The organism is Proteus sp. G2618, from assembly GCF_009915995.1.
Lineage (GTDB): Bacteria > Pseudomonadota > Gammaproteobacteria > Enterobacterales > Enterobacteriaceae > Proteus > Proteus terrae.
The window spans coordinates 1-17,337 of sequence record NZ_JAABNI010000019.1 but is presented as its reverse complement, the minus strand read 5'-3'; the positions used below and the strand labels follow the sequence as shown (position 1 = coordinate 17,337).

18 protein-coding genes are annotated in these 17,337 nt (G+C 37.1%); all 18 read right to left on the bottom strand.

The window, feature by feature from the left end:
• Nucleotides 1–292: 292 nt before the first annotated feature.
• The 18 genes from GWJ01_RS10175 to GWJ01_RS10090 all read right to left on the bottom strand — a co-directional run bounded on the left by GWJ01_RS10175 (nt 293) and on the right by GWJ01_RS10090 (nt 17,161).
• Nucleotides 293–610: a helix-turn-helix domain-containing protein gene (locus GWJ01_RS10175; RefSeq protein WP_109401239.1), complete on the bottom strand. Its 318-nt coding sequence runs from the start codon at nt 608–610 to the stop codon at nt 293–295.
• A 22-nt stretch (nt 611–632) separates the two neighbouring features.
• Nucleotides 633–1,499, bottom strand: coding sequence for an MrpH family fimbial adhesin (locus GWJ01_RS10170; RefSeq protein WP_109401240.1), 867 nt, complete (start codon nt 1,497–1,499; stop codon nt 633–635).
• 20 nt (nt 1,500–1,519) lie between these two features.
• Nucleotides 1,520–2,071, bottom strand: coding sequence for a fimbrial protein (locus GWJ01_RS10165; RefSeq protein WP_109393360.1), 552 nt, complete (start codon nt 2,069–2,071; stop codon nt 1,520–1,522).
• A gap of 10 nt (nt 2,072–2,081) precedes the next feature.
• Nucleotides 2,082–2,579, bottom strand: coding sequence for a fimbrial protein (locus GWJ01_RS10160; RefSeq protein ID WP_234566043.1), 498 nt, complete (start codon nt 2,577–2,579; stop codon nt 2,082–2,084).
• Between the two features lie 12 nt (nt 2,580–2,591).
• Complete coding sequence (locus GWJ01_RS10155; RefSeq protein ID WP_161711059.1) at nt 2,592–3,149, bottom strand: fimbrial protein; 558 nt, start codon at nt 3,147–3,149, stop codon at nt 2,592–2,594.
• Between the two features lie 11 nt (nt 3,150–3,160).
• The gene (locus GWJ01_RS10150; protein ID WP_109393358.1) at nt 3,161–3,919 is read right to left on the bottom strand and encodes a fimbria/pilus periplasmic chaperone; all 759 of its coding nucleotides are present in this window, start codon (nt 3,917–3,919) and stop codon (nt 3,161–3,163) included.
• A gap of 45 nt (nt 3,920–3,964) precedes the next feature.
• Entirely contained in the window at nt 3,965–6,586 is a 2,622-nt protein-coding gene (locus GWJ01_RS10145; RefSeq protein ID WP_161711058.1) for an outer membrane usher protein, read from the bottom strand.
• Between the two features lie 20 nt (nt 6,587–6,606).
• Entirely contained in the window at nt 6,607–7,167 is a 561-nt protein-coding gene (locus GWJ01_RS10140) for a fimbrial protein (protein ID WP_109393356.1), read from the bottom strand.
• 86 nt (nt 7,168–7,253) lie between these two features.
• Nucleotides 7,254–7,781 (bottom strand): fimbrial protein, encoded by a 528-nt coding sequence (locus GWJ01_RS10135; RefSeq protein ID WP_161711057.1) that lies wholly within the window; start codon nt 7,779–7,781, stop codon nt 7,254–7,256.
• A gap of 1,939 nt (nt 7,782–9,720) precedes the next feature.
• Entirely contained in the window at nt 9,721–10,041 is a 321-nt protein-coding gene (locus GWJ01_RS10130; protein ID WP_109393354.1) for a helix-turn-helix domain-containing protein, read from the bottom strand.
• 21 nt (nt 10,042–10,062) lie between these two features.
• Nucleotides 10,063–10,890 (bottom strand): MrpH family fimbial adhesin, encoded by an 828-nt coding sequence (locus GWJ01_RS10125; RefSeq protein WP_075673423.1) that lies wholly within the window; start codon nt 10,888–10,890, stop codon nt 10,063–10,065.
• Nucleotides 10,891–10,911: 21 nt separating this feature from the next.
• On the bottom strand, nt 10,912–11,460 hold the full coding sequence (locus GWJ01_RS10120) for a fimbrial protein (RefSeq protein ID WP_109393353.1): 549 nt from the start codon (nt 11,458–11,460) through the stop codon (nt 10,912–10,914).
• Between the two features lie 10 nt (nt 11,461–11,470).
• The gene (locus GWJ01_RS10115) at nt 11,471–11,956 is read right to left on the bottom strand and encodes a fimbrial protein (RefSeq protein ID WP_023581062.1); all 486 of its coding nucleotides are present in this window, start codon (nt 11,954–11,956) and stop codon (nt 11,471–11,473) included.
• Nucleotides 11,957–11,967: 11 nt separating this feature from the next.
• Entirely contained in the window at nt 11,968–12,513 is a 546-nt protein-coding gene (locus GWJ01_RS10110) for a fimbrial protein (protein WP_161711056.1), read from the bottom strand.
• Nucleotides 12,514–12,526: 13 nt separating this feature from the next.
• Nucleotides 12,527–13,285 (bottom strand): fimbria/pilus periplasmic chaperone, encoded by a 759-nt coding sequence (locus GWJ01_RS10105; protein WP_109401244.1) that lies wholly within the window; start codon nt 13,283–13,285, stop codon nt 12,527–12,529.
• A gap of 55 nt (nt 13,286–13,340) precedes the next feature.
• Nucleotides 13,341–15,956, bottom strand: coding sequence for an outer membrane usher protein (locus GWJ01_RS10100; RefSeq protein ID WP_109401245.1), 2,616 nt, complete (start codon nt 15,954–15,956; stop codon nt 13,341–13,343).
• 21 nt (nt 15,957–15,977) lie between these two features.
• The gene (locus tag GWJ01_RS10095) at nt 15,978–16,538 is read right to left on the bottom strand and encodes a fimbrial protein (RefSeq protein ID WP_098944003.1); all 561 of its coding nucleotides are present in this window, start codon (nt 16,536–16,538) and stop codon (nt 15,978–15,980) included.
• Between the two features lie 83 nt (nt 16,539–16,621).
• The gene (locus GWJ01_RS10090) at nt 16,622–17,161 is read right to left on the bottom strand and encodes a fimbrial protein (RefSeq protein ID WP_109401246.1); all 540 of its coding nucleotides are present in this window, start codon (nt 17,159–17,161) and stop codon (nt 16,622–16,624) included.
• Between the last annotated feature and the right edge of the window lie 176 nt (nt 17,162–17,337).

The window sequence follows — 17,337 nt, the reverse complement described above, 5'->3', positions numbered from 1 at the left end:
CAGATAAACCTGATAGTAACGGTTGTAATTACTATAAAAGGGAAAATAATGACGAATAAATGGTCAGGATAGGTTAAAACTTTAGATTATTTGTAACATGAACAACTAATTTTACAGTAGATATTGAACGTTCGACTATACGTAGAATGAAGAGTTGATGATCTGAGGAAAGAAAAAGAAATATTACAAAAAAAAATCTTTAAGAGGACAATATCATTGATATTTTGAAGATAAAAAGGGCAATAATAAATTGCCCTTTTTATTTATCAATTAATGAGAAAATATTTACTGATTAGAAGATAACATCTGGCGTAGTTTCTGCTATAAAATATATGCACTTACTTGCACGTCTATCTTCAATTTCTTCTTCAACGTGAAAGCAATCTTCAAAAAACCAGTGAATGGGAGTTTTTAAATAGACCGCCAATGTCACAAGGTAACTCAAGTCTATTTTATTTAACCCGCGTTCATAACGTGAGAACTGTTGTTGGCTAATTCCCAATTTATCAGCAATGTGGCCGCCAGTATAACCAAGCTCTTTACGTTTTCTCTGTATTCTTTTTCCAACTAGCTCATTCACATTGATGTCTATAAGATCATAATCCATCATGCTTTAACCTATTCTCTCTCTATTATGGCAATGTTAAAATAAGTGCACCAGAACCAGAGAAGAATCCAGCCTCGACACGGCCATTAGTGTGCAATACAGAACTGACTGCTACTGATGTTGCTCTACCTTTGGGAACAAAAATAATTGCGCCGTCTTCCCCGGGATATTCGCCCCCATTAAGGGATCCTAAATATAAGTTTGCATATAAACTATTATCTGGGCGTAAAGAAATGCGATCACTCGCCATACCCGTTGCAATGACTTTTACTGTCATATCTTTATTACAGGTAACATGGATCGTTTGTGAACGACGGGCGTTCTCGATTTCATTCTCATTAATTTGACCATAATCCAAATCCACGGAACCATTGATAATTTGGCAAGCACCTACAGGTGGAGGGGCAATACCACATGATGATCCCGGTAATAAACGCCCATCATCAGCAATCCCTCCTGAACTTTCTTGATAGAACAAGCCCACACATTCTTGAAGAGTATCAAGAGGAACACCTCTATGCTTCGCAACACTCGGGCCATAAGGTAATGGTAATCTCCCACTATTGAGAACTGCAATGCGCAGTTCTTCCATGGTTCTATATTTTTCAGCATCTCTAAGAATAACTTTTGTTCTTGAACCACCGGAACCATCAGCTTGGTGTCTGTGATTTATAGTAATATAGCATTTTTTCCATCCATAGCATGGATTTAATGCACCAGGAGGTTCAGGGTCCCAGCGTTGAATAATAAAGGTATAGTTAGCACCATCATTCTTATGCCCTACTGGTTTTGATTCCGTAATATAAGAAAAAATTGCTGCCATTGATGATGTTGAAAATAACATCATCACACTAAATATAAATAATGCTGATAATCGTTTTGGGGTAAACATATTAACCTCAATCGTAAAGATTAATCATAATTCAGATGGAATGTGGCTATTGCACTAAAACGACCTCGTTTTATTGATTCATTTGCAATAGCATTCGGCTCTGCTTGTATAAATGCACGGAACCTTAAAATCGAATCCCCTGAATTTAAGGCGATATTGCTGGTTTCCTGATTAATCCGTAGTGGAGTACCATCAGAATTTTCTAAGCCAATAGCAATACCTTCAGCTTGACTTCCTGCACTTAATGCAAGAAAACCTCGCCCTATCATTGCCTGATTTTCAGTACCACTAAATGTCACTCTTACTTTCTTATTAAGAGAAAGATCACATTCTGATAGATGAATTTGAAATGCTTGGCTATTTGTTCTTCCAGAACCAATATAAAATGTTTTGTCAGGAACATTACCAAATTCCAGAGAAATAGTTTCATCACCCGGCTTAATCACACAAGGCTCATCCACTAACGTGCCATAAAGCCGCATATTCTTCGGTGCTGCATTGGCGGTTGCCATACTTCCTATCAGTATCGTTAACCCGTAAATAACAGGAAGTGATAATGTCTTGATTTTCATTTTCACTCTCCTATTGATATTCAGCGAGCAATGTTGCAGTGACTTCAAATGGACCTTTTACCAACGTGCTTCCTGGTTTTTTAACAGGTACAGCTTGAATAATCGGTGGTTTACTTGGTGATATAATGACACGTTCGTTTAAAATAAAAGGCTGGCCATCTCGTATCATATGAATAGCTAGATTTGCCATATTGGTCTGTAGTCCCGCATCATCAAATTGGCTTTTAGGGCCAATTATTGACAAGGTAAGATCCCAACCTTTTATATTTTGATCGCACTTTAATGTGTAATTCACCGGTTTTGTGTAATTAATTCCATCAACCCGATTGATCCCCACATTGTCGCCAAAAAAAACTTCGATTAAGTTATTATTTTCGATCACACAAGGCGGTGGAATTAATAATGTTCCAAATAATTTTAGATTAGGTTGTTCGTCTGCGGCATTGACTGATAATGGAGCCATTACAAGTAGAGTCATCAAACAAACATGTTTCAATTTGCTATACACAGTCTCGGCTCCTTACTGATATTCAATGCGAAGTGTCGCAATTGCCGAAAAATCACCACCGCTTAATGTTGCTGAATAATCGCGAACAGGGATTGCCTCAAGAATCGGTATATTCGGATAAGTAAAGTTTACAGTTTGTCCTAATCGCAACAATTTATTTTGATAGAGTATACGGACGCCCAACCCAGTAATATTTGTTTTTAGCGCATTACTATCAAATCCAGCACCACCACCAACAACCGAAATTTTCATCGCATTAGTCGGCATTTTTTTACATTCAACTTTATAATTAATGGGGCGTTTATAGTTAGCACCATCAATACGCGTGCTCATTACTTCGCCAAAATCGACCTCAACCATCTGCCCATTATTAATAACACAAGGTGGAGGAGCGATAACATAACCGGTGATATTAACAGGAACCATACCCGGTGAAACTGTCGTCGCTTTAGGTGTGAACATACTTGATGATGTATTTGCAACAGCAGCTGAACTCAGGACACCAGTAAATGTTGTCATTAATAAAATCAACACTGCTTTGCTTGTGTTTAACCGCTGTTCCATATCCATAAATAAACCTATTAATTTCCTACTGCAGTTTCTACAACCTTACAGTCATTACCACTACAGCTAAATTTTAAACGAGGGCGTCCACCGTAATCATTGATGTAACTTAATACAGGTGAAACACCAAATGCAGAGGCTTTCAAATTAAGGTTTGCACTACCTTTAGGCTCAATCATTAAAGGTACAAACCCATTCAAGCTCTCTCCTTTTAATCCCGTTAATCCATCAACAATAGTGACATAATAAGGTGTTGGATTATTAACTTGGTAGATATCCCCTTTTTTTGTTAAGGTGATTTTTTCCTGCCAAGGATTTGTTAAATCTGTCTGCGTTGCATAAATAGCTGCTGGACGATAAAAGAGTTTAATACGCGTTTGTAAAGCAATTTGTAAAACATTCGGTTTATCGCTACGTGGTGGAATTTCACGTAAGTTAAAATAGAACACACTTTCTCTATCTTGAGGTAATTTAGCGACATCAGGTAGGCCTTGTATTTTTATTTGGCTTTTATCACCTGGTTCAATTCGCTGAATAGGTGGCAGAACGATTAATGGACTTTCCACTTTTTGCCCATTGATATCTTCCATCCAACCTTGTGCTAAATAAGGTAGATCTTTATTTTGATTACTAACATTCAGGCTGACAGATTTATCAGCTCCATTAAAAATGACACGAGTTCTATCCAATGCAATCGCAGCAATGGCTTGTTGAGTGAATACCATGCCAGTTAATAATGTGGTTGCTACAATGAATGAGCGCTTTAATAACATCATCTTTAATTACTCTTTTGTTTATAAAATCGTTTAATTTTTCCCTTCTCAACCTTCTGTTTTAACAAGCTGTGGTTGAGATAGTGATTCAGTTCTCTCTTCTGCTGGAGAAGATGTTGATGGAGTGGATCCACAAGTTAATAATAGTGAAGAAATAAAATAACCTTCATCTAATTTAGGGACTTGTACTGTGCACTGTTTTTTACCACTCCAACGTACGTCTAAAATATCACCTGAATTTATTCCGCTGAGATAAACATTACCGCTATCATTCACGATCCCCAATTCACGCCCTTTCGTAGTGGTAATGCTTGCTCCAAATGGTGGATAAGTACCGTCTTTCAAACGTACAATTGCCATCGCTTTTTGCCCTGCAATAACATCAAACTCACGGTAACCAATAGCCCCTTCAGTTAGGGTTAATTGTTGTATTGAACGTATCGCATCGACATCATCAGGTAATTTATCTAAATCGATTGTTGCACTGTTACGATAATAGTTATTAATATCTGGAAGCACCGCTTTACCAAAGGCATTGGTGTAACTTACCGCTCCTAAACTTCTCACTGGTACTCCAGAAACACCATTAGTATCAACTAATAGACGCGCCGCGCCTGGCATTGCCGTACGGTGGAATGCGCCACCTTTTGGTGTCAACGTTGCGCCACCTTGGAACGAAAGTGATGCTGATGTATTTTCACCTTGAATATGGCTTGCACTTGCAGTGACTAATGCAGTATCACCATAATGGGTATAATAAGCGTCAGCTGAAGGACGACCACGGCTACTTAAACCGGCACCTAAACGATAGTTATTATTGTCATCAAGGCGGTCGAAATAACTTACGTTATGTGAATTACCGTGTTTATTAATCACAGTGTTATAGCTAATTGTCGCTTTATCACTCCACGGCATACTGACATTCAGATAAACACCATCATCATTAGTGCCGTTAAATTTGTTGCGATACGCTGATAAGTTAAAGTTAATATTTTTGAACCTACCAATATCCATAAATTTAGATAATGATAAGTTGTAATAATCGTTATTAGGTTTATTCCAATAAGTTTGGTGGTTATAGTTAAGATAGGCACTCATTCCCCAATCAGGGAATTGCTTACTTAATGTGACGGTATAAAGCTCTTTATTATTATCACGATTGTTATCGCGATAACGACGATCTAAATACTGATCCATACTCATAAAGTCACGTTCAGAGAAGCGATAACCGGCGAAAGTTACCTGACCATTAATTGATTCAAAACGTTTAGAGTAGCTGACCCGATAAGAACCACCATGATAGTTCTTACCATCATTAGGAATTTTTGCCCATGAATGGGTGGCATCAAAAGAAATTGCACCTAATGCCATCAAATCTCGACCAATACCTAAAGAAACAGAATTATAGTCGCCTGCAACTAATGAACCACCATAGAGAGACCAACCATTTGTTATCCCCCATGAAAACTCACCCATTGCAAAAACAGGTCCTTCCGTTTTATGGTCCATATCAGAAGGTTTACCCGCTGATAATTTATATTGCACTCGACCTGGTCGTGTTAAGTAAGGAATACTTGCGGTATCCATTTGATATTCTTGTACTGAGCCATCTTGCTCTTCTACTCGAATATCAAGCTTACCACTCACAGCATCATTAAGATTTTGAATACGGAATGGACCTGGCGCGACCTGAGTTTCATAGATCACTCGTCCTTGCTGACTAATTGTTACTTTTGCATTAGATTTCGCCACACCCGTTACTTCAGGAGCATAACCGCGTAAGTTTGGTGGTAACATCTGGTCATCAGTCAGTAAACTGATACCTGTAAAACGGAAATTATCAAAAACATCAGAGCGTGAGTAAGTTTCACCCATAACAAGGCGAGCGCCCAATTGAGTGATTGCTCTATAAAGATAATATTGGCTCCAATCCCAATCATTTTCTGAACTACTATTAACGCCTGTTGTATGTTGATAGCTTGCTTGCCAATCAGCACGAAAACGCCAAACACCTAAGTTCGCACCCGCAGTACCACTCCCTGTTACTTGTTGTGTCTGTTTACCATTTGCAGGATCATTGACGTTAGCATTGACGTTATAGTCAAAAATAAGACCTGAAATTCCCTCATCCCAACGAGAAGGTGGATCCCAGTCTTCAGTTGAATACTCAACATAAGCTTGAGGAATGGTGACAATAAAGCTACCTGCACCTAAGTTAGTGCTTGTTGTCATACCTGGTAATGAAGACTCATCAAGACACGTGTCGCCATCCTTCCAAGTCACCGCTTTAACCCACTCTGGTTTCAGCGTAAATTGATTGACCAATTCGCGAGAAATACAAGGAATACTCGCTTTAGGATCATTTTCGGGAACAATATAATTAACAGTATAGAGATCGGGTAATTCATTATTATTAACTTTAACAATGAATTCATATCTTCCTGGCATAATATAGCCAGCACGAGAGAAGTCAGATAAATCAATATTTTGTTTATCTTTAAGATCAAGAATATCAGAGTTAAACTCGATGTCACTAGTAGCAAATACCACATTAGAAGCACTTGCCATACCAGCAATAATTAAATAGATCAGTGCTGCAACAGGTCGAATAGTATGCTGATTACTCTTTTTTTCTGCTTTTCGTGAAGCAGTTTTGAATGATTTAGCCATAAATAATCCAACCAATCCATTTAATAATATTCGAGTTTAAAACGCAGGGTTGCTTGATAATTACCTGCTCGTGGAATTTCGTTATTTTTGACGAGCCTTGCTTGATATAGCAAAGACAACGATTTTGTATCAATATCCACAGGAGGTAGAGGTTTCCCTGGTATTGCTAATCTTCCATAACGGTCAGCAATAGCTAACGAAACACCTTTCGCGTCACCAAAAAGTTGGAATAATCCGTTCTGTGCGGGGCCTTCAAAAGTAGCAATAAAACGAGGACGTTCAGCTTGCGTACCTTTCTGGTCAACAAGAGAACATTCTGTTAAGCGAATCGAAAAATATTCAATAGGACCTTGGCCTTCGATAGCTAAGGTTGGAATAGACACGGTACTTAAAGAAATAACTTGCTCTCGGCTTCCTGCTGAGATGGTACATGTTGGTTCTAAAATAGAGCCTTGTAGGCTAACCACGCCGAATCGCTGATGTGATTTTACATCTTGTTTTATGTCGGTCACTGCCATTACAGGTTTAACAAATAGTCCTATTGCAACAAGTAATAATAGTGACACCATTTTGCGATTCATTGTTTTCTACTCCATAAGGTAAACCATAAAATAAAGCTCAAAATAAAGCCCTATACATCCTTATACAGGGCTTAAAAACACATCTATTATTGGTAAGTTAATGCGAAAGTAGCGATCGCAGTAAAGTCACCTGGTACAGCTGCATCTGTTTCAGAACCTTTTAAGTAAGCAGCAAAGTTCAGATCATTTGAACCATCACGAATAGTTTGAGCTTTTGTTGGTTCACCTAATTTAATTTGTGTACCACCTGCATCAGTAATAACAACTGCTGCATTTTGTGCTAAACCTTCGATACCTAAAGAGCCAGGCAGGATAGCTGCTGCTTCAGCACCAGTGAAAGTAGTTTGAACTGTTTTATAAGTTTCAGTAGAGCATTGCAGTAATTTGATTTTGAAAGTGTTAGAAACGCTACGGCCACCATCTTTCAGAGCATTTGCTGAAACTTGTCCTAATGGAACACGTTGGTCACCTGAGTTAGGATCAATTGAACATGGAGCATCGATGATTGAACCCCAAAATTCTACAGTACCATGACCTTGATCAGCCGCGAATGCAGAACCAGCAGCAACAGTTAAGCCTAAACCTAAAACTAAACCTAATTTATTTAATTTCATCTTTATGTTTCCTGAAAATATAAGAACGAAGATATTTAAAATAATAAAATTCAATATAAGCAAACTGCTTAAATGAATGTCATACTAAATAGAGTTTCTATATTTTGATAAATTTCGCCTAATCAATTTCATATTTAATAATGAAATTAGATAAAGGAAACATATCAAGTTGGACATATTATTCTCTTCGGTTTTTATTAAGTCAAACCACCCCAACTTTATTAAATTCATTTTTATTAATTTACTGATATTAGGTGTTTTTTTTACATTTTCATACAAAATATTACTTTTTGAAAATAACCAGAATGGACTTTTAAACCAAGTTAATACTCTTAAAAAGATATATATAAGATTTAAATTCTGCCTTTTAAGAATTTAAAGTAAAAAGATCTAATTATCTTTTTACGAATAGGAGTAACTGTCAATTAAATAATATTTTATTATTTATTTATATTAACTTAATATAACTAAAATTTTACATAACGAAACAAACACACCTTAATATATTGATTTATAAGTAAATCAAAATAGTGAATTTGTTAATTGATTTATTGTTATTATTTACTACCACATAGAAACCACACCAAAACCAATCCATTATTGATAATCTTAAATCAATATAAATATTAAAAATAAAACATTAAATGCATATAACTAATTGTATTTAATACATTAATTAATAATTACATTTTTTATAATTACATGCATTTACAATAAATAACACAACAAGATTAAAAAAACCATAACCATTTGATTTATAATTAATTATATAAATAAGCCAATCAGAGATAGAGTGTTTTTATAAAAATTTAACATTTACATATAAGTGTTTATACCTAGGAAATTAAAGTCAGAAAGCGAATTTTTATACAATTTGCATTTTTTGATTCAGAACACTCCCATACGTTAACTAACTGATAATTCAAAAAAGAAATTCGTGTAATGTACATTTTTTTCGCAAAAAAAACTAAAAATATAATAATTTGATTGAGAATGATTACGCTTTTTTTGGGTAAAATTTTTAATGTATTTTATTAATAGCCACTTCAAATATTTAAATTATTTATTTATTGGTGCCTTGACTATTTTACGTATTGCTACTAATTTCATTATTAGCTTATTCATATTATTGCCTTCCCATAGAATCCACATATTTTTATCCAAAAAGAAACACCATTAAATACATTTTAATTACATTTAATATATATAAATTTAACATTACTCATTTAATGCGTATATATATTAGTCGTTATTACTTGTTTTTTAATTATCAAATCTTTTTCAATAAGAATATTGGAGTTTTTTATCTTTACGATAAATCAGGGATAGTTTTATATTATCTGAATAAATTTAACTCATTTTCGAATAAGTTAATTAATCTAAATAAGTAAGTTTTAAGGTATATATTAGAAATAATCTTTTATCGATTAAATAATAACAAGTTAAGAATTTAAATAAAAATAGAGAATTTCATTAATATTATTTAATTATTCAACCAATTATCTCTTAATAAGAGTATCATTATTAGAAGATCTTTATTTAATAAATTAAGTTAGCTTTATTTATCTTTTTCATGATGTAATAAAAAAAGACATGTTTAACCTAATAGAAATGCACTTTTTTAAAATACTCTCTTTAAGAGTATTCTTATTATGCATTTTAAGCAAAAGGCATGTTTTAGATAATTATTATCATCTTAAAATGACAACTTTACTTTTATGACCAATTTTCACCTCTTATAAAAGAGTAAAAATTGATTATCTATACCTTCCCTTTTTTACTGATAGCACAATCAATAACTCAAATTTAACTAACAGTACTTAGTATTTTTTAGCATAAAAAAAGGGCAGGGTTTCCCCTGCCTTACCAATTTGGTAATCAATCAAAGAAAAGCATACACACTAAAGCATCAAGTTTGAGTACCCTTTAGCGATATGCACTAGTATAAAAAAACATCAGGCATCGCTTCAGCCATGATGCTACTGCGTTTATCAATACCCTGATTTTCAGATGAAGATTTAGAGGTAAAGCAGTCTTCGAAAAACCAATAAATAGGTGTATTCAAGTAATTAGCCAATAAAACGAGGTAACTTAAATCTATTTTATTCATCCCTCTCTCATAGCGAGAAAATTGCTGTTGGCTTACACCGATTTTTTCAGCAATCTGCACACCGGTATAACCTAATTCTTTACGTTTTTTTTGAATTCTCTTGCCAACTAACGCATTAACATCAATATCTGTAAAATCGTAATTCATCATAATATTCACCCATTATCATGATTAAGGCATCGTTAAAATAATTGAACCTGAACCAGAGAAATATCCTGGAGCAACGCGACCATTGGTATGTAAAACTGATTTAACCTCTACAGGTATGGTTCCATTTGCAGGAACATCAATTACAGTACCTTTTTCACCAGGATAATTATCAAGAAACAAATCGGCATAAAGACTATTATCAGGTCGCAGTGGTACTCGGCCACTGTCTGAGCCTGATGCGATAACTAGAACTTTCATTGCCAAGTTACAAGTGACATTAATATTTTGAGCACGTGTTGCATTTTCTAAACTCACTTCATCAATATCGCCATAATTTAGGTTTACAGCGCCTTCTGTTATTTTGCAGGCACCTACTGGTGGTGGCGCAATACCACATAGTGATCCTGGTAATAAACGCCCATTTGGAGACCAACCTCCTTCCTTAGATTCATAAAATAACCCGACACATTCTTGGTTTGAGGTAAGTGGATCACCAACATGTCGAGCAGTGCCTTGTATTGGAAAACTTTCCATTCGCATTACCGCATCACGAACGCCAGCTAAATAACGCTCTTTTTCAACACGGACAATACTTCTTACCGCAGATCCTGGAGAACCATTAGCATCATGTTTATGGTTAATGGTTATCCAGCATTTACTCCAACCATAACAAGGATTTGGGGTGTAAGGATCTTCAGGATCCCAGCGTTGAATAACATAGGTATAGGTTGCATTTGCTGGTGTTCCAGTTGATTCGGTTATATAAGAAAAGATGGATGCCATCGCAGGTGCCGAAAACAGCAAACCGATTGCAATACATAAAGCCGGAAATCGCTTTAATATGGACATAAAAAACCTCAACCCTAATAATTAGTCATAATTCAAATGAAATGTGGCTATTGCACTAAATGGGCCGCGTTTAATGGACTGGTTAGCAATCGCATCCGGCTCCCCTTGAATAAAGGCATAAAAATTTAAAATTGTGTCATCCGCACTTAATGACATTTTGTCTGTTTCTTTATTAACAGGTAGCGCATTTCCATTTTCGGATTCCAGTCCAACAGCAATACCCGCAGCTTGACTGCTTGGGCTGATCGCTAAAAAACCTTGTCCTGCCATGGCTTGATTTTCATCGCCTTTAAAGGTGATTTTGACGCTTTTACCAATCGTTAAGTCACATTCAGACAAGCGTATTTGAAACAACTTGCTTGGTGTTCTTTGATACGCATAAAGGTTTTTGTCTGGAATATTGCCAAAATCTAACTCAACGGTTTCGTCTCCGGGCTTTATAGTGCAAGGCTCATCGACCAATATGCCGTGAAAGCGCATATTGTCTGGTGCAGAGAAAGCGTTTGATGTTAATCCCATAAATGTGGCCAGACTCAATACGAACGGGATCGATAATCTTGTTATATTCATCAATACGCTCCTATTGGTATTCAGCAAGCAGTGTTGCTGAAACTTCAAATGCACCTTCAGGCAAAGTGCTACCCGGTCTTTTAACTGGTACGGCTTGGATCACAGGTGGATTATCGGGTGATATCGCAATACGCTCGTTTAATTTAAAAGGCTTACCATCTTGTGTGAGATGAATACCTAAATCAGGAATATTGGTTTGTAGCGCAGCTTCATCAAACTGTGTTTTAGGACCAATAATAGAAAGCCCTAAATCCCAACCTTTTAAATTTGGATCACAGACCAATCGATAATTCACTGATTCGGTATAGTTAATGCCATCTACTTTATGAATACCTACGTTGTGCCCAAAATAGACATCAATCAGTTCGTTGTTACTGATGACACAAGGTGGCGGCACTAATAAAGTGCCAAACAATTTCATATTAGGTGCGTCTGCGCTCATGACAGAATAAGAATTCAGTAATGCAATCAGACACATGTACTTTAATTTATTCATCTTCTGACCTCTTACTGATAATCCACATGCAGTGTGCCACTTGCGACAAAATCACCACCCACTAAGGCTTCATTCTGATCACGAACAGGAATAGCTTCTAATTCAGGTAAGTTGGGATAGGTAAAATTCACCGCTTTGCCTAAATCTAATAAGTTTCCTTGATATAGAATACGTACCCCCAATCCTGTAATATTTGTTTGTAGCGCATTTGAATCGAAGCCAGTAGCACTACCCGTGACATAAACTTTCATCGCATTGGTTGGCATTTTTTGGCAAGTCGCAGTGTAGTGGATAGGCTCTTTATAGCGAACACCATCAATACGTGTACTCATCACCTCACCAAAATTAACTTCGATCATTTTGCCGTCATTAATTAAGCAAGGTGGTGGCGCAATGACATTCCCTGAAATATTGATATAAACAATGCCCGGAATAATATCTTTCACCGCTCTCGCGGGTAAATTCGCAACAGCAGTAAAACTTAGGCCTCCAGTAAACGTTGCCAAAATAAGAATCAACACTGCTTTGCTTGGGCTAAACCGCTGTTCCATTTTCATAAAATAGGCCTATTTAGTTTCCTGCTGATGTTTCTGTGACTTTGCATTCATTGCCATTACAGGTGAATTTCATCTGTGGGCGTCCACCGTAATCATTGATGTAACTGAGTACAGGTGATGAGCCAAACGCAGAAATAGGTAGATTTATCGTTCCTGTGCTTTTAGGGGCAATCATGATCGGTTCAAAACCATCTAGACTTTTTCCTTGTAATCCTGTCAACCCATCCACTAATGTCACGTAATAAGGTGTTGGGTTATTCACTTCATAACGATCACCTTTCTTTATTAAGGTGATTTTTTCCTGCCAAGGATGAGTGAGATCCGTTTGTGTGGCGTAAATTGATGCTGGGCGATAAAACAGTTTAATTCGTGTTTGTAATGCAATTTGCAACACGTTAGGTTTATCACTACGAGGTGGAATTTCACGCAAGTTAAAATAGAAAACACTTTCTCTATCTTGTGGTAACTTGGCAATATCTGGTAATGACTGTACTTTTACTTGGCTTTTATCACCCGGCTCAATACGCTGAATTGGAGGTAAAACTAATAATGGGCTGTCAATACGTTCTCCATTTTCATTTTCCATCCAGCCCTGAGCCAAGTAAGGGAGCTCTTTGTTTTGATTGCTGACATTTAAGCTAATAGATTTATCTGCACCATTAAAAATGACACGCGTCCTATCTAAAGCAATCGCAGCAAGGGCTTGACTAGTAAAGACCATTCCAGTCAATAAAGTGGTTGTTACAATGAATAAGCGCTTTGATAAAATCATTTTGAATTACTCTTTTTGTCTGAAATTATTTTTATCTTTCCCTTCTTTCCTAACCTTATTGTGTAATCAGTTGAGGTTTAGGTAAGGGCTCAGTTCTTTGATTGATTGTCGAAGGTGTTGCGTCTCCATCACTACAAGTCAGTAATAAAGAAGACATAAATAATCCTTCAACTAATGTTGGAATACGGACTTTGCACTGCTCTTGACCATTCCAACGCACACTCAATACATCATCACTATTAATCCCCGTCAGATAGACATTTCCACCATCATTGACAATACCGAGCTCACGCCCTTTCTCAGTTGTGACACTGGCACCAAATGGTGGATAAGTTCCGTCTTGTAAGCGAATGACAGCCATGGCTTTTTGCCCCGATACCACATCAAAGTGGCGGTAGCCTATTGCACCTTCTGTTAGGGTTAATTGTTGAATTGAACGTAATGCTTCAGCATTATCTGGCATCTGATCAAGGTCGATGCTGGCACTACTGCGGTAATAATCATTGATATCAGGCAGTACCGCTTTACCAAAAGCATTGGTACGAGTAATCGCGCCGATACTTTTCACTGGTACATCAGAAATACCATCTGTATCAATAAGTAAACGAGTACTACCAATACGACTTGTGCGGTGTAATGCACCACCTTTTGGTGTTAGTGTTGCCCCACCTTGTAGTGATAATGTGGCTGATGTGTACTCGCCATTAATATGGCTCGCACTGGCGGTCACTAAGGCGGTATCAGCATAATGCATGAGATAGGCATCTGCGGATGGTTTACCGTTACTACTTAAACCAGCACCAACACGATAACTACTATTGTCATCAATACGATCGTAATAACTGACATTATGTGAATTACCGTGTTTATTAATCACTGTGTTGTAGCTAATGGTCGCGCGATCGCTCCAAGGCATACTGACATTCATATAAACACCATTATCATTGGTGCCATTAAATTTATTGCGAAACGCCGACAGACTGAGATTGATATTTTTGAAGCTACCAATATCCATCGTTTTGGCTAATGACAAGTTATAATTATCATTATTAGGCTTATTCCAATAAGTCTGATGACTATAGTTTAAGTAAGCACTCAACCCCCATTCAGGGAACTGCTTACTAAACATAATGGTATAAAGCTCTTTATTGTTATCTTCTTCACCACCACGATAACGGCGATCTAAATATTGATTCATACTCATAAAGTCACGTTCGGAGAATCGATAGCCGGCGAATGTCACTTGGCTATTTATTTGTTCGAAACGTTTTGAGTAACTTAAACGATAGGAGCCACCGTGATAACGCTTATTATCACTTGGAATTTTGGCCCAAGAATGTGTCGCATCAAAAGAGATTGCACCCAGCGCCATTAGGTCACGACCAATACCGGCAGAAACCGAGTTATAATCTCCCGATACTAATGAACCACCATAAAGTGACCAACCGTTACTGATCCCCCATGAGAATTCACCCATACCAAAAATAGGGCCTTCCGTATTACGGTTCATATCTGACGGTTTACCCGCAGATAATTTATATTGGACTCGACCCGGACGTGTTAAATAAGGAATACTTGCAGTATCCATTTGGAATTCTTGAACAGATCCATCTTGCTCTTCAACACGCACGTCTAATTTGCCACTCACTGCATCATTGATGTCTTGAATACGAAACGGCCCGGGAGCAACCTGAGTTTCATAGATCACACGACCTTGCTGGCTAATCGTTACTTTCGCATTCGTTTTTGCTACTCCCGTTACTTCAGGGGCATATCCTCTTAAGTTAGGTGGCAGCATATTGTCATCCGTAGACAAATTAACCCCGGTAAAACGGAAGTTATCGAAAATGTCAGAGCGTGAGTAAGTCTCCCCCATTACAAAGCGAGCCCCTAATTGCGTGATCGCTCTATAAAGATAAAGCTGGTTCCATTTCCAACTATTTTCAGTGCTATCAGGAAGACCCGTTGTATGCTGATAACTTGCTTGCCAATCGGCACGAAAACGCCAAACACCAAGGTTTGCTCCCACGGTTCCTAAGCCTGTAACTTGTTGGCGCTGTTTCCCTTTAGCGGGATCTGTTACGTTAGCATTGACGTTATAATCGAAAAGTACTCCTGAGATACCGTGATCCCAACGAGAAGGTGGATCCCAATTTGGCGCTGAATATTCAAGATACGCTTGAGGAATAGTAAGAATAAGATTGCCATTTCCCAGACTTGCATTTACCGTCATTCCGGGAATGGAAGAAATATCAAGACAACTTCCATTATCTTGATATTTCACTTTTTCAGCCCATTCAGGTTTGAGCCCTATTTGGTGGATCAATTCAGGCGGTAAGCAAGCCTCACTACCTTTAGGATCATTGGCAGGCACTACATAACTAATATTATAAAGTTCAGGGAGTTCATTATTATTCACACGAATAACAAACTCATATCGGCCGGGCATAATATAGCCAGCGCGAGAGAAATCTGATAAGTCGATATTTTGCTTATCTTTTAGATCCAAAATATCAGCATTAAATTCAATATTACTATTTGCTAAAGCTGAACTTGAAATACTGGAGGCGCCAGTAAGAATTAAATAGATCAGTACAGCAACAGGCCGAATAGTATGTTGTTTTTTCTTTTTTTCCGTCCCTAAACCAACGGTTTTGAATGTTCTAACCATAAGTTATCCAACCCGATCCATTTAATAGTATTCCAGCTTAAATCGCAGCGTTGTTCGGTAATTTCCAGCTTTTGGTATTTCGTTATTTTTGACTATTCGCGCTTGGTAAAGTAATGCCATTGATTTAGAGTCAATGCCAACAGGGGGTAATGGCTTACCCGGAATTGCTCGCCTGCCATAACGATCAGCTATAGCTAATGACGCACCTCTCGCTTCACCAGTGAGTGCAAAATTACCATTCTCGTTAGAGGGACCTTCAAACGTTGCAATAAAACGAGGGTTGTCCGCTTCCTGACCTTTTTGTTCAATTAGCGTACACTCCGTTAATCTGATAGAAAAATACTCGATAGGTCCTTGCCCTTCAGTCACCAGCATCGGAATAGAAACCATTGTCAGTGGAATAACTTGTTCACCACTTCCCGCAGCAATCGTACAAGATGGTTCTAAGATCGAGCCTGAAAGATTAAGTACCCCAAATCGCTGATGCATGTTTTTATCTTGTTTTACATCACTTGCTACTGCTGTTGTTGTCAGTAAGCTGGCAATAAGGCATAGCCATAGTGGTGTCATCTTGCGATTCATATTTTTCTCCGTAAGAAAAAAATCGTTAAAAATAGACACAGGAAAAAAAGCCCTGTACATCCCTGTACAGAACTTATTTTTTCTTACTGATAAGTCAGTGCGAAAGTTGCGATTGCAGTGAAGTCACCAGGAACAGCAGCTTCTGCAGAAGAACCTTGTAAGTAAGCAGCAAAGTTCAGATCGTTATTACCATCACGTAAGTTTTGAGCTGCACTTGGTGTACCTAATTTGATTTGTTTACCACCCGCATCGGTGATAACAACAGCAGCATTTTTAGCGATACCTTCAATACCTAAAGAACCAGCTAAAATGTCTGCATCTTCTGAACCAGTGAAGGTTGTTTGAACTGTTTTATAAGTTTCAGTTGTGCAATTTTCTAAAGAAATTTTAAAGTCACGAGAATTACTACGACCACCATCTTTTAATGCAGCAGTAGAAATTTGACCTAATGGAACAGTTTGATTTTCTGTATCTGGAGTAATTGAGCAAGGAGCATCAATAATTGAACCAACAAATTTAACTGTACCGTGACCTTGATCTTTTACTGGATCAGCAGCAAATGTAGAACCCGCAGCAACAGATAAACCTAAGCCAAGAACTAACGCTAATTTATTTAATTTCATCTTTTTGTTTCCTAAAATATAAAGGACGAAGACATTAAAAATAATAAATTCATTAGGATTGAATTATTCCTAATTGAATGACTCATTTATTGAGTTTTTGAATTTTGGTATACTTATGTCCGTCCAAAACGAAATTAAATATCGTTAGAAACAAAACAAAATACACCAAATTGTTT